A 13852-nucleotide genomic window follows, 5' to 3' on the forward strand; every position below is an offset into this window, starting at 1 on the left:
GCCCCGCCCCGCGCCGCGCCCCGCCGCCGGGCGGACCGCGCCCCGGCCCCCGGCCCGCCGGCCCCGCACCATCCGGCTCGGCAACCCCCGGCCCCGGCTGCGCCTGGTCTCCCTCGGCCTGACCCTCGTCATGCTGGCCTTCGTCGTGCGGCTGCTCCAGGTCCAGGCCGTCGACGCCGGCGCGTACGCAGCCAAGGCCGACAAGTACCGCTTCCAGGAGTACACGCTCTCCGCCGAGCGCGGCGAGATCACCGACCGCAACGGCATCGCGCTCGCCGCCAGCGTCGACGCGTACGACATCACCGCCGACCCCAAGCTCTTCACCCCGGAGGAGAGCAAGACCGCCGACGCCCCCGAGCAGGCGGCCGCCCTCCTCGCCCCGATCCTCGGCAAGCAGCCCGCCGAGCTCGCGAAGAAGCTCCGCACCCCCAAGTCCCGCTACACCCTCCTCGCCCGCAAGCAGACCCCGCAGGTGTGGAACCAGATCAAGGACCTCAAGAAGCTCTACGCGCAGAAGTCCCAGCCCTCCGCCGGCGGAAACGGCGTCAACCTCCTCGGCGGCGTCCTCAGCGAGCCCAGCACCAAGCGCGTCTACCCGAACGGCGAGCTCGCCGCCGGGATACTGGGCTACGTGAATGCCGAGGGCCGGGGCGCCGGCGGTCTGGAGTCCATGCTCGACCCGCAGCTCGCCGGCAAGGACGGCAAGATCCGCTTCACCCAGTCCGGCGGCCGCCAGGTGCCCACCGCCGGGTCCCAGGGCACCCCCGCCGTCCCCGGCGCCGGCATCGAGCTGACCATCGACCGGGACATCCAGTGGGCCGCCCAGCAGGCCATCACCGAGCAGGTGAAGAAGTCCAAGGCCGACCGCGGCTACGTCGTCGTGCAGGACACCCGCACCGGCGAGGTCCTCGCCATGGCCAACGCCCCCGGCTTCGACCCCAACGACCTCTCCGCCGCCAACGCCGCCGCCATGGGCAACGCCGCCCTCCAGGACGCCTACGAGCCCGGCTCCACCAGCAAGGTCATGTCCATGGCCGCCGTCCTGGAGGAGGGCAAGGCCGCCCCCGACACCCACGTCACCGTCCCCAACCGGCTCCACCGCGGCGACCGGCTCTTCAAGGACGACGTCGACCACAAGACCTGGTACCTGACGCTCAACGGCGTCCTCGCCAAGTCCAGCAACATCGGCACCATCCTCGCCACCGGCCGGCTCGGCGCCACCCAGGCCGAGTCCAACGAGGTGCTCCACTCCTACCTGCGCAAGTTCGGCATCGGCAGCCCCACCGGCCTCGGCTACCCCGGCGAGACCCCCGGGATCCTCGCCAAGCCCAAGGACTGGTCCACCTCGCAGCAGTACACGATCCCCTTCGGCCAGGGCCTCTCCGTCAACGCCATGCAGGCCGCCTCCGTGTACTCGACCGTCGCCAACGGAGGCGTACGGATCGCCCCCACCCTCGTGCGCGGCACCAAGGGCCCCGACGGACGCTTCACCCCGGCCCCCCGGCCCGAGGAGTCCCGGGTCGTCAGCGAGAAGACCGCCAGGACCCTCGCCACCATGATGGAGTCCGTCGTCGACGACGAGGAGGGCACCGGCACCCGCGCCGCGATCCCCGGCTACCGCGTCGCCGGCAAGACCGGCACCGCCAACCGCGTCGACCCCGAACTCGGCCGCTACAAGGGCTACACCGCCTCCTTCGCCGGCTTCGCCCCCGCCGACCAGCCGCGGGTCACCGTCTACTGCGCCATCCAGAACCCCACCAAGGGCAGCTACTTCGGCGGCCAGATCTGCGGACCCATCTACAAGAAGGTCATGGAGTTCGCCCTCAAGACCCTCCACATCGCCCCCACGGGCAGCGACCCCGCCCGACTGCCGGTCGTCTTCGACCCCACCCCGTGACACTCCGGGAGCACCAGTGACAACGATCACCCCCCATTCCGGGAACCGGAAATCGAACTCCGGCGAGGCCCCGGGCTCTTTTGGCCCCCCACAGGGTGGGCCCGGTACGCTCACCGCCGTGCCACACGCTGATCAGTACCGAACCACCCCGCCACGGCCGGAGCGGACCCGCCCGACACCCCTGGGCGACCTGGCCGCGCACCTGGGGACCGACACCCCGGGCGACGCCGAGATCTCGGGCATCACCCACGACTCCCGGGCCGTGCGCCCCGGCGACGTGTACGCCGCCCTGCCCGGCGCCCGCGCCCACGGCGCCGACTTCGTCGCCCAGGCCGCCGGGCTCGGCGCCGCCGCGGTCCTCACCGACCCGGCGGGCGCCGAACGCGCCGCCGCCACCGGCCTGCCGGTCCTGGTCGTCGACGACCCGCGCGGCCGGATGGGCGAACTCGCCGCCGAGATCTACGGACGGCCCGGCACCGACCTGCTGAAGATCGGCATCACCGGCACCTCCGGCAAGACCACCACCGCCTACCTGGTGGAGGGCGGACTGCGCGGCGCCGGACGGCGGACCGGGCTCGTCGGCACCGTCGAGATGCGGATCGGCGACGAGCGCATCAAGTCCGAGCGCACCACCCCCGAGGCCACCGACCTCCAGGCCCTCTTCGCCGTCATGCGCGAACGGGGCGTCGAGGCCGTCGCCATGGAGGTCTCCAGCCACGCCCTCGTGCTCGGCCGGGTCGACGGCTGCGTCTTCGACGTCGCCGTCTTCAACAACCTCAGCCCGGAACACATGGAGTTCCACTCCGACATGGAGGACTACTTCCGGGCCAAGGCCGGGCTCTTCACGCCCGAGCGCAGCCGCCTGGGCGTGGTCAACCTCGACGACGCGTACGGCCGCAGGCTCGTGAAGGAGGCCGGCGTCCCGGTCCTCACCTTCTCCGCCGAGGGACGCGCCGACGCCGACTGGCGCGCCGAGGACCTCGTCCTGGGCTCCCACGACTCGACGTTCACCGCCGTCGGCCCCGGGGGCGAGCGGTTCCCCGCCACCGCCCCGCTGCCCGGCCCGTTCAACGTCGCCAACACCCTCGCCGCGATCGCAGTCCTCGCCGCCGCGGGGCTCGACCCGAAGGCCGCCGCCGAGGGCGTCGCCGCCGTCCCCGGCGTCCCCGGCCGCCTGGAGCGCGTCGACGCCGGGCAGCCGTACCTCGCGGTCGTCGACTACGCGCACAAGACGGACGCCGTCGAATCGGTCCTGCGCTCCCTGCGCGAGGTCACCGAGGGCCGGCTGCACGTGGTCATCGGCTGCGGCGGCGACCGGGACACCACCAAGCGCGGCCCGATGGGCGCCGCCGCCGCCCGGCTCGCCGACACCGCCGTCCTGACCTCGGACAACCCCCGCTCCGAGGACCCCCTCGCCATCCTCACCGCCATGCTCACCGGCGCCGCCGGGGTCCCGGCGGAGGAGCGCGGCGAGGTGCTCGTCCTCGCCGACCGCGCCGCCGCGATCGCCGCGGCCGTCGCCCGCGCCCGGCCGGGCGACACCGTCCTGGTCGCGGGCAAGGGCCACGAGCAGGGCCAGGAGATCGCCGGGGCCGTCCGCCCCTTCGACGACCGCGAGGTCCTGCGCGCCGCGATCCTCGGACAGAAGGCCCGGACCTCCCCGTCGAGCAGCAGTGCCGAAGCCAGTCACCAGAACAGTCAGGGATGAAGCAGTGATCGCCCTCTCCCTCGCCGAGATCGCCGAAATCGTCGGCGGGCAGGCGCACGACATACCGGATCCGGCCGCCCGGATCACCGGGCCCGTCGTCATCGACTCCCGCGAGGTGCGGGACGGCAGTCTCTTCGCCGCCTTCACCGGTGAGCGCGTCGACGGCCACGACTACGCGCGGCGCGCCGTGGAGGCGGGTGCGACGGCCGTGCTCGCCGCCCGCCCCGTCGGCGTGCCCGCGATCGTCGTGGACGACGTACAGACCGCCCTCGGGGCCCTCGCCCGCGCCGTCGTCGAACGCCTCGGCACCGACGTCGTCGCCCTCACCGGATCGGCGGGCAAGACCTCCACCAAGGACCTGATCGCCCAGGTCCTGGAGAAGCACGCGCCCACCGTGTGGACGCCCGGATCGCTCAACAACGAGATCGGCCTGCCCCTCACGGCGCTCCGCGCGACCGACGAGACCCGGCACCTGGTCCTGGAGATGGGCGCCCGGGGCATCGGCCACATCCGCTACCTCACCACCCTCACCCCGCCCCGCATCGGCCTCGTCCTCAACGTGGGCTCCGCCCACATCGGCGAGTTCGGCGGCCGCGAGCAGATCGCCCTGGCGAAGGGCGAGATGGTCGAGTCGCTTCCCACCGAGGCCGAGGGGGGCGTGGCGGTCCTCAACGCCGACGACCCCCTCGTCCGCGCGATGGCCGACCGCACCAAGGCCCGCGTGACCCTGTTCGGAGAAGCGGACGAAGCGGCCGTACGGGCCGAGAACGTCCACCTCACCGAGACCGGGAGGCCCTCTTTCCGCCTTCACACACCCACCGGGTGCAGCGACGTGACCTTGCGCCTGTACGGTGAGCACCACGTGTCGAACGCGCTCGCCGCGGCCGCCGTCGCGCACGAGCTGGGCATGCCTGTCGAAGAGATCGCCACCGCGCTCTCCGAGGCCGGCTCCCTGTCGCGCTGGCGCATGGAGGTCACCGAGCGTCCGGACGGCGTGACGATCGTCAACGACGCCTACAACGCGAATCCCGAGTCCATGCGAGCCGCCCTGCGCGCGCTCGCGGCCATGGGCAGGGCCGCACAGGCCCGAGGGGCCCGTACGTGGGCGGTGCTCGGCAAGATGGCCGAGCTCGGGGACGCATCGCTCGTCGAGCACGACGCGGTCGGACGGCTCGCCGTCCGGCTCAACGTCAGCAAGCTCGTGGCGGTCGGGGACAGGGAAGCGTCCTGGCTGCAACTGGGCGCATATAACGAGGGTTCGTGGGGTGAGGAGTCGGTGCACGTGTCCGACGCGCAGGCGGCGGTCGACCTGTTGCGCAGTGAGCTGCGCCCGGGGGACGTCGTCCTTGTGAAGGCTTCCAGGTCGGTCGGTCTCGAACAGGTCGCCCTGGCTCTCCTCGACACCGAGGGCGAGGTCACCGGCCGATGAGGCAGATCCTCTTCGCGGGGGCCATCGGGCTCTTCCTGACCCTGATCGGCACCCCGCTGCTCATCAAGCTGCTCGCGCGCAAGGGGTACGGGCAGTTCATCCGGGACGACGGCCCGCGCGGCCACGCCGGGAAGAAGGGCACGCCCACCATGGGCGGCATCTCCTTCATCCTGGCCACGCTCATCGCGTACGCGCTGGCCAAGGTCATCACGGGTGAACCCGTCTCGTACTCCGGCCTGCTCGTCCTCTTCCTGATGGCGGGCATGGGCCTGGTCGGCTTCCTCGACGACTACATCAAGATCGTCAAGCAGCGGTCGCTCGGTCTGCGGGCCAAGGCGAAGATGGCCGGACAGCTGATCGTGGGCATCGCCTTCGCGGTGCTCGCGCTCCAGTTCTCCGACTCGCGCGGCCTCACCCCGGCCTCCGAGAAGCTCTCCTTCATCACGGACTTCGGCTGGACCATCGGCCCGGTGCTCTTCGTGGTCTGGGCGCTCTTCATGATCCTGGCCATGTCCAACGGCGTGAACCTGACGGACGGTCTGGACGGCCTGGCCACCGGCGCCTCCGTGATGGTCTTCGGCGCGTACACCTTCATCGGGCTCTGGCAGTTCCAGGAGTCCTGTGCCAACGCGCTGACCCTCACCAACCCGAACGCCTGCTTCGAGGTCCGCGACCCGCTCGACCTCGCGGTCGTGGCCTCCGCCCTCATGGGAGCCTGCTTCGGCTTCCTGTGGTGGAACACCTCGCCCGCCAAGATCTTCATGGGCGACACCGGCTCGCTCGCCCTCGGCGGCGCCCTCGCCGGCCTCGCCATCTGCTCCCGTACGGAGCTCCTCCTCGCGCTGCTCGGCGGCCTGTTCGTGCTGATCACGATGTCCGTGGTCATCCAGGTCGGCTCGTTCAAGCTGACCGGCAAGCGCGTCTTCCGGATGGCCCCCCTCCAGCACCACTTCGAACTCAAGGGGTGGTCCGAGGTCCTGGTCGTCGTCCGGTTCTGGATCATCCAGGGCATGTGCGTGATCGTGGGCCTGGGCCTCTTCTACGCGGGATGGGCAGCGGACAAGTGACGGAACGGCTCGACTGGAACGGCAAGAAGGTCACCGTTGCGGGACTCGGCGTCTCCGGCATCCCGGCCGCCCGCGTCCTGCACGGACTCGGCGCGCGCGTGACCGTCGTCAACGACGGCGACGACGAGCGCTCCCGGGCCCAGGCCGCCGCGCTGGAGGCCGAGGGCGTCACCGTCCGCCTCGGCGACGGGGCGACCCTGCCGTCCGGCACCGAGCTGATCGTCACCACCCCGGGCTGGCAGCCCGACAAGCCCCTCTTCGCGGCCGCCGCCGAGGCGGGCGTGGAGGTCTGGGGCGACGTCGAACTGGCCTGGCGGCTCCGGGGCGCCGGGGCCGCCCCCTGGCTCGCGGTCACCGGCACCAACGGCAAGACCACGACCGTGCGGATGCTCGCCTCGATCCTGGAGGCGGCCGGACTGCGGACCGCCGCCGTCGGCAACATCGGCGTCTCGCTCCTCGACGCCGTCCTCGGCGACGAGGAGTACGACGTGCTCGCCGTCGAGCTCTCCAGCTACCAGCTCCACTGGGCGCCCTCGGTCCGCGCCCACTCGGCCGCCGTCCTCAACCTGGCGCCCGACCACCTCGACTGGCACGGCTCCATGGAGGCGTACGCCGCCGACAAGGGCCGGATCTACGAGGGCAACCAGGTCGCCTGCGTCTACAACGTCGCCGACAGGGCCACCGAGGACCTGGTCCGCGAGGCCGACGTCGAGGAGGGCTGCCGGGCGATCGGCTTCACCCTCGGCACCCCCGGCCCCTCCGAACTGGGCGTCGTCGAGGGCCTCCTCGTCGACCGGGCCTTCGTCGAGAACCGACGGGAGAACGCCCAGGAGCTCGCCGAGGTCTCCGACGTGCAGCCCCCGGCCCCGCACAACATCGCCAACGCCCTGGCGGCCGCCGCCCTGGCCCGCGCCTTCGGCGTCGACGCCAAGGCCGTACGGGACGGCCTGAAGGCCTTCCGGCCCGACCCGCACCGCATCGAACTGGTCGAGGAGGTCGGGGGAGTCACGTACGTGGACGACTCCAAGGCCACCAACACCCACGCCGCCGAAGCCTCCTTGGCGGCCTACGACCCGATCGTCTGGATCGCCGGCGGCCTCGCCAAGGGCGCGACCTTCGACGAGATCGTCGAGAAGTCCGCGAAGCGGCTGCGCGGGGCCGTCCTGATCGGCGCCGACCGGGCCCTGATCCGCGAAGCCCTGGCGCGACACGCCCCGGAGGTCCCGGTGGTCGACCTCGACCGGACCGACACTGGGGCGATGTCCGAGGCGGTCCGCGAGGCGGCCCGGCTCGCCCGCCCGGGGGACACGGTCCTGCTCGCCCCGGCCTGCGCCTCGATGGACATGTTCACCAACTACAACAAGCGCGGCGAGGCCTTCGCGGACGCGGTCCGCGCCCTCGCCGCCACCGGGGACGCCTGACCCGACCAGTGGGAGGGTCCGGCCGCACCGGACACGACCGGAGGGGACGGCGACCATGCCGAGCAAGACCGCCGGGACGCGCCGGCCCTCCGCCGCACGCGGCGGGGGGCGGACTCCCGCGATCCCGCGGCGGACGCGCGGCGGGGGGATCCGGGGACTCCACGAGCGGGCCAGGAAGGCCTGGGACCGCCCTCTCACGGCGTACTACGTGATCATCGGGGCCGGGATGCTCATCACCGCCCTCGGGCTCGTGATGGTCTACTCCGCCTCGATGATCACCGCGCTCCGCTACGAGCTGGTGCCGTCGTACTTCTTCCGGAAGCAGTTCTTCGCCGCGCTCCTCGGCACCGGGCTGCTCCTGGCCGCCTCCCGGATGCCGGTGAAGCTGCACCGGGCGCTCGCCTACCCGATCCTGGTCGGCGCGCTCTTCCTGATGGCCCTCGTGCAGATCCCCGGGATAGGGCACAACATCGGAGGCAACCAGAACTGGATCTCGCTGGGCGGCCCGTTCATGCTCCAGCCCAGCGAGTTCGGCAAGCTGGCGCTGATCCTGTGGGGGGCCGACCTGCTCGCCCGCAAGCAGGACATGAAGCTGCTCACCCAGTGGAAGCACATGCTGGTGCCGCTGGTCCCGGTGGCCTTCCTGCTGCTCGGGCTCATCATGCTCGGCGGGGACATGGGCACCGCGATCATCCTCACGACGATCCTCTTCGGCCTGCTGTGGACGGCCGGCGCGCCCACCCGGCTCTTCGTCGGGGTGCTCGCGGTGGCCGGCGCCCTCGGCACGCTGCTCATCAGGACCAGCCCGCACCGGATGGACCGCTTCCAGTGCATCGGCGCGTCCGATCCGGGCGGCGAAGGAGCCCCCTGCCTCCAGGCCGCGCACGGAATCTATGCTCTGGCGTCGGGCGGATGGTTCGGATCCGGGCTCGGTGCGAGCGTGGAGAAATGGGGCCAACTGCCCGAGGCGCACACCGACTTCATCTTCGCGGTCACCGGTGAGGAGCTGGGCCTCGCGGGGACGCTGTCGGTACTCGCCCTGTTCGCGGCTCTAGGCTATGCGGGTATCCGCGTGGCCGGAGGCACGGAGGACCCCTTCGTGAGGTTCGCCGCGGGAGGCGTGACCACCTGGATCACGGCGCAGGCCGTGATCAACATCGGTGCGGTGCTCGGCCTGTTGCCGATCGCCGGTGTCCCGCTCCCGCTGTTCTCCTACGGAGGGTCGGCCCTGCTGCCGACCATGTTCGCCGTCGGGCTCCTCATCGCCTTCGCGCGACAGGAACCCGCCGCGAAAGCGGCCCTGGCCATGCGCCGCCCCGGCTGGGGCAAGCGGGTCGGGAAGAGATGGAAGTCGATGCGACGGCGCGTGAAGAAGCGCCCGTCCGGAGAGCGGTGAATTTCGGTGCATGTCGTACTCGCCGGCGGGGGGACCGCCGGCCACATCGAGCCCGCGCTCGCCCTCGCGGACGCCCTGCGCAGGCAGGACCCCAGCACGGGGATCACGGCGCTGGGCACGGAGAAGGGCCTGGAGACCCGGCTCGTGCCCGAGCGGGGCTACGAGCTGGCGCTCATCCCCGCCGTACCGCTGCCCCGCAAGCCCACCCCCGAGCTGATCACCGTCCCCGGGCGGCTGCGCGGCACGATCAAGGCGGCCGAGCAGGTCCTGGAGCGCACCAAGGCGGACTGCGTGGTCGGCTTCGGCGGCTACGTGGCGCTGCCCGGCTACCTGGCCGCCAAGCGGCTCGGGGTGCCGATCGTGGTCCACGAGGCCAACGCCCGGCCCGGCCTGGCCAACAAGATCGGCTCGCGGTACGCGGCCGGGGTCGCCGTCGCCACCCCGGACAGCAAGCTCCGCAACGCCCGCTACATCGGCATCCCGCTGCGGCACACCATCGCCACCCTCGACCGGGCCCGGGTGCGCCCCGAGGCGCGCGCCGCGTTCGGGCTCGACCCGAACCTGCCGACGCTGCTCGTCTCGGGCGGCTCGCAGGGCGCCCGGCGCCTCAACGAGGTGATCCAGCAGATCGCCCCGGTGCTCCAGCGCTCCGGCATCCAGATCCTGCACGCGGTCGGCCCGAAGAACGAAATGCCGCGCGTCGACAACATGCCCGGTATGCCGCCCTACGTGCCGGTACCGTACGTGGACCGGATGGATCTCGCGTACGCCGCGGCCGACATGATGCTCTGCCGCGCGGGCGCGATGACCGTCGCCGAGCTCTCCGCCGTCGGGCTGCCCGCCGCCTACGTCCCGCTGCCCATCGGCAACGGCGAACAGCGGCTCAACGCCCAGCCGGTGGTCAAGGCCGGCGGCGGGCTCCTCGTCGACGACGCGGAGCTGTCGCCGCAGTGGGTGCAGGCCAACGTCCTGCCCGTACTGGCCGATCCGCACCGGTTGTACGAGATGTCCCGCGCCGCCGCCGAGTTCGGCCGCCGGGACGCCGACGACCTGCTCGTCGGCATGGTGTACGAGGCGATCGCCGCCCGCCGCCAGGCGTAGCGCGGCGCTCCGGACGGAAGGGCAGGAGGCGCCGGGTGGCAACCGCACCGACGACCGCCGAGAAGGGCGGCGCACGCGGGTCGAAGGGGTCGTCGGACGGTCCGTCCCGGCCGGGTGCCCGGAATCGCAGGTTCCGGGTGCCCGCGCCCCGGTTCCTGCTCTCCGCGCTCGGCCTCGCCGCGGTCGCGGCCGGCCTGCTCTGGGCGCTCTACGGGTCGGACTGGTTCCGTGTGGAACGTGTGAAGACTTCCGGCACCCTGGTCCTGACCCCGGCCGAGGTCGAGAAGGCCGCCGCCGTCCCGGTCGGCGCCCCGCTCGCCTCCGTCGACACCGACGCGATCGAGGCCAGGACCCGGCAGCTGCTGCCGCGGATCGAGTCGATCGAGGTCGTGCGGTCCTGGCCGCACGGAATCGGACTCGAAGTGACGGAGCGGAAGCCGGTCCTGCTCATCGAAAAGGGTGGAAAGTTCACCGAAGTGGACATGAACGGCGTGCGGTTCGCCACCGTCGCCACCGCGCCCCCGGGCGTCCCCCTGCTGGCCCTCGACGCCGCCTCCTCCCCGAGCCTCCGCCGCTTCGACGCGGACCGGCTGCTCCGGGAGGCGGTGCGCGTCCGGGGCGAACTCCCGGCGGACGTCGCCCGGAACACCCGGGTCGTCCGCGTCGCCTCGTACGACTCCGTCACGCTCGAACTGGTCGGCGGCCGCACCGTCCTCTGGGGCAGCGGCGAGCACGGCCCGGTCAAGGCCCGGGTCCTGACCGCCCTCATGAAGGCGACCCCCAAAGCGGGGCACTTCGATGTAAGTGCTCCCACGGCGCCCGCCTCGTCGGGGAGTTGACGGGCATCACCGCTGGCCAGCACCCTGGTTGGCCAGCGCTACGGGTGATCACATAGGGTGAAAAGAAAAACGGGAGGTTCGGCGTGTTCGTTGAACGTGCGCCGCTTGTCGACTTAGTGTCCTGTTCGGAAGAGTCCAGCGAACAGAGACACTGGTAACCCTAAACTTCAACGTTAGGGTTTGGGTCGGCGTTTCGGACCGTCCCAATCGGCATCCGTCGTCGCAGCGCGGCCAACCGCGCGGTGGCGACACGTAACTCGAGGCGAGAGGCCTTCGACGTGGCAGCACCGCAGAACTACCTCGCAGTCATCAAGGTCATCGGTGTCGGCGGCGGTGGTGTCAATGCCATCAACCGAATGATCGAGGTCGGTCTCAAGGGCGTCGAGTTCATCGCGATCAACACCGACGCGCAAGCGCTGTTGATGAGCGACGCCGACGTCAAGCTCGACGTCGGCCGTGAACTCACCCGCGGCCTCGGGGCCGGGGCGAACCCGGCCGTCGGTCGCAAGGCGGCAGAGGACCACCGCGAGGAGATCGAGGAGGTCCTCAAGGGGGCCGACATGGTCTTCGTCACCGCCGGCGAGGGCGGCGGCACCGGCACCGGCGGCGCCCCCGTCGTCGCCAACATCGCGCGCTCGCTCGGCGCCCTCACGATCGGTGTGGTCACCCGGCCGTTCACCTTCGAGGGCCGCCGTCGCGCCAACCAGGCGGAGGACGGCATCGCCGAGCTCCGCGAAGAGGTCGACACCCTCATCGTCATCCCCAACGACCGGCTGCTCTCGATCTCGGACCGCCAGGTCTCCGTGCTCGACGCGTTCAAGTCGGCCGACCAGGTCCTCCTGAGCGGTGTCCAGGGCATCACCGACCTCATCACCACCCCGGGTCTGATCAACCTCGACTTCGCCGACGTCAAGTCGGTCATGTCCGAGGCCGGTTCGGCCCTCATGGGCATCGGCTCCGCCCGCGGCGACGACCGCGCGGTGGCCGCCGCGGAGATGGCGATCTCCTCGCCGCTCCTGGAGGCCTCCATCGACGGCGCCCGCGGCGTGCTGCTCTCCATCTCCGGCGGCAGCGACCTCGGCCTCTTCGAGATCAACGAGGCCGCGCAGCTGGTCAGCGAGGCGGCCCACCCCGAGGCCAACATCATCTTCGGCGCCGTCATCGACGACGCCCTCGGCGACGAGGTCCGGGTCACCGTCATCGCGGCCGGCTTCGACGGCGGCCAGCCGCCGGCCCGCCGGGACAACATCATCGGCTCGGTCTCCGCCAAGCGCGAGGAGCCCGCCCCGGCGCCCCGCACCACCGAGACCTCCCGCCCGCTCGGCGGCCTCGGCACGGTGGCCCCGCGCGAGGACCCGGCCCCCGCCCCGGCCGAGCCCGTCGCCCCGGTCGTCAACGAGACCCCGCTGACCCCGGCCCCGCCGGTGGTCCCCCCGGCCCGTCCGTACGCGGACAGCCAGGCCGAGGAGCTGGACGTCCCGGACTTCCTGAAGTGATAGGACGGCGCTTCGACGCGAACGGCGCGCACTTCGCCTTCACCGACCGGTGGGGCGGGGTGAGCGCCGTTCCGTACGAGGAGCTCAATCTCGGCGGCGCGGTGGGCGACGACCCCGGGGCCGTGCTCGCCAACCGGGCGCTCGCCGCCGGGGCCCTCGGCCTCGACCCGGCCCGGGCGGTCTGGATGAACCAGGTGCACGGCGCGGACGTGGCCGAGGTCGACGGTCCCTGGGGCGACGCGGAGATCCCCTCCGTCGACGCCCTCGTCACCACCCGGCGCGGGCTCGCCCTCGCCGTCCTCACCGCCGACTGCGTACCGGTCCTGCTCGCCGACCCCGTCGCCGGGGTCGCGGCCGCCGCCCACGCCGGACGGCCCGGTATGGTCGCCGGGGTCGTCCCGGCCGCGGTGAAGGCCATGACCGGTCTCGGCGCCGACCCCGCCCGGATCGTCGCCCGCACCGGACCGTCCGTTTGCGGACGGTGCTACGAGGTGCCGGAGGCGATGCGCGCCGAGGTCGCGGCCGTCGAACCGGCCGCCGCCGCGGAGACCTCCTGGGGGACCCCCGCCGTCGACGTCGCCGCCGGAGTGCGCGCGCAGCTCGAACGGCTCGGGGTCCGCGACGTCGAGGACGCCGGGATCTGCACCCTGGAGTCCCGCGACCACTACTCGTACCGCCGTGACCGCACCACGGGGCGACTCGCGGGATATGTCTGGTTGGACGCCGAGTCCTCCCGGGGCGAGGCCCCCGGATCCCCGGCAGGAAAGAGCTGATGACGGACCGCACGGCGGAACTCGCCGAGAACCTCGCCCGGGTGGAGGAGCGCATCGCCGCCGCCTGCGCCGCCGCAGGACGCGCGCGCGAGGAGGTCACCCTGATCGTGGTGACCAAGACCTACCCCGCGAGCGACGTGAGAATCCTCCACGGCCTGGGAGTTCGGCACGTCGCCGAGAACCGGGACCAGGACGCCGCGCCCAAGGCGGCCGCCTGCGCCGATCTCGACCTCACCTGGCACTTCGTGGGCCAGTTGCAGACGAACAAGGTCAGGTCGGTGGTCGGTTACGCCGACGTCGTGCAGTCCGTCGACCGCTCGAAGCTCGTCTCCTCCCTCTCCGCCGCCGCGGAGAGGAGGGGGCACGAACTCGGCTGTCTGATCCAGGTCGCGCTCGACGCGGAGTCCGGCGAGCGGGGCGACCGGGGCGGCGTGTCGCCGGACGGCGTCGAGGAGTTGGCGGCGGCCGTGGACGCCGCCCCCGGGCTGCGGCTCGACGGCCTGATGACGGTCGCCCCGCTCGCCGGCCCCTACGCCGGTGAGCCGCGCGCCGCCTTCGACCGGTTGATGGATTTGTCGACTGCCCTGCGCGCGGCCCGTCCTGCTGCGAACATGGTGTCCGCGGGGATGAGCGGGGACCTCGAAGAGGCCGTCGCCGCCGGGGCGACACACGTACGCGTCGGTACGGCGGTACTCGGTGTCCGCCCGAAGCTCGGGTAACGTCGC

The 13852-nt window shown here is 72.3% G+C and carries 11 protein-coding genes; all 11 read left to right on the forward strand.

Going from position 1 to position 13852, the window contains the following annotated elements; genetic code table 11:
- A partial coding sequence (locus ACWGSR_RS10765) for a peptidoglycan D,D-transpeptidase FtsI family protein (protein ID WP_453565423.1) occupies window positions 1-1897 on the forward strand: 1897 nt, incomplete at its 5' end.
- 16 nt (window positions 1898-1913) lie between these two features.
- Window positions 1914-3605, forward strand: coding sequence for a UDP-N-acetylmuramoyl-L-alanyl-D-glutamate--2,6-diaminopimelate ligase (locus ACWGSR_RS10770; RefSeq protein ID WP_453565426.1), 1692 nt, complete (start codon window positions 1914-1916; stop codon window positions 3603-3605).
- 4 nt (window positions 3606-3609) lie between these two features.
- Window positions 3610-5034, forward strand: coding sequence for a UDP-N-acetylmuramoyl-tripeptide--D-alanyl-D-alanine ligase (locus ACWGSR_RS10775; RefSeq protein WP_453565429.1), 1425 nt, complete (start codon window positions 3610-3612; stop codon window positions 5032-5034).
- Entirely contained in the window at window positions 5031-6101 is a 1071-nt protein-coding gene (mraY, locus tag ACWGSR_RS10780; RefSeq protein ID WP_376243172.1) for a phospho-N-acetylmuramoyl-pentapeptide-transferase, read from the forward strand. Before ACWGSR_RS10775 ends, mraY begins: the two co-directional genes overlap by 4 nt.
- Complete coding sequence (murD, locus tag ACWGSR_RS10785; protein WP_453565432.1) at window positions 6083-7522, forward strand: UDP-N-acetylmuramoyl-L-alanine--D-glutamate ligase; 1440 nt, start codon at window positions 6083-6085, stop codon at window positions 7520-7522. The genes mraY and murD overlap by 19 nt, the downstream gene beginning before the upstream one ends.
- Window positions 7523-7577: 55 nt before the next feature.
- Entirely contained in the window at window positions 7578-8918 is a 1341-nt protein-coding gene (ftsW, locus tag ACWGSR_RS10790) for a putative lipid II flippase FtsW (RefSeq protein ID WP_376243178.1), read from the forward strand.
- A 6-nt stretch (window positions 8919-8924) separates the two neighbouring features.
- Complete coding sequence (gene murG / locus ACWGSR_RS10795) at window positions 8925-10019, forward strand: undecaprenyldiphospho-muramoylpentapeptide beta-N-acetylglucosaminyltransferase (RefSeq protein WP_376243181.1); 1095 nt, start codon at window positions 8925-8927, stop codon at window positions 10017-10019.
- Window positions 10020-10054: 35 nt separating this feature from the next.
- Entirely contained in the window at window positions 10055-10858 is an 804-nt protein-coding gene (locus tag ACWGSR_RS10800) for a cell division protein FtsQ/DivIB (protein WP_453565435.1), read from the forward strand.
- Between the two features lie 278 nt (window positions 10859-11136).
- Window positions 11137-12354: a cell division protein FtsZ gene (ftsZ, locus tag ACWGSR_RS10805; protein WP_376243187.1), complete on the forward strand. Its 1218-nt coding sequence runs from the start codon at window positions 11137-11139 to the stop codon at window positions 12352-12354.
- On the forward strand, window positions 12351-13127 hold the full coding sequence (gene pgeF / locus ACWGSR_RS10810; RefSeq protein WP_453565438.1) for a peptidoglycan editing factor PgeF: 777 nt from the start codon (window positions 12351-12353) through the stop codon (window positions 13125-13127). The genes ftsZ and pgeF overlap by 4 nt, the downstream gene beginning before the upstream one ends.
- The gene (locus ACWGSR_RS10815; RefSeq protein WP_453565441.1) at window positions 13127-13846 is read left to right on the forward strand and encodes a YggS family pyridoxal phosphate-dependent enzyme; all 720 of its coding nucleotides are present in this window, start codon (window positions 13127-13129) and stop codon (window positions 13844-13846) included. The genes pgeF and ACWGSR_RS10815 overlap by 1 nt, the downstream gene beginning before the upstream one ends.
- Window positions 13847-13852: the final 6 nt, after the last annotated feature.

Source organism: Streptomyces sp. NPDC055632, assembly GCF_053618675.1.

Excerpts from the sequence above, each read along its gene's own strand:
- ACWGSR_RS10815 (WP_453565441.1), top strand. The coding sequence starts at position 13,127 with ATGACGGACCGCACGGCGGAACTCGCCGAGAACCTCGCCCGGGTGGAG.
- mraY (WP_376243172.1), top strand. The coding sequence starts at position 5,031 with ATGAGGCAGATCCTCTTCGCGGGGGCCATCGGGCTCTTCCTGACCCTG.
- ftsW (WP_376243178.1), top strand. The coding sequence starts at position 7,578 with ATGCCGAGCAAGACCGCCGGGACGCGCCGGCCCTCCGCCGCACGCGGC.
- murD (WP_453565432.1), top strand. The coding sequence starts at position 6,083 with ATGGGCAGCGGACAAGTGACGGAACGGCTCGACTGGAACGGCAAGAAG.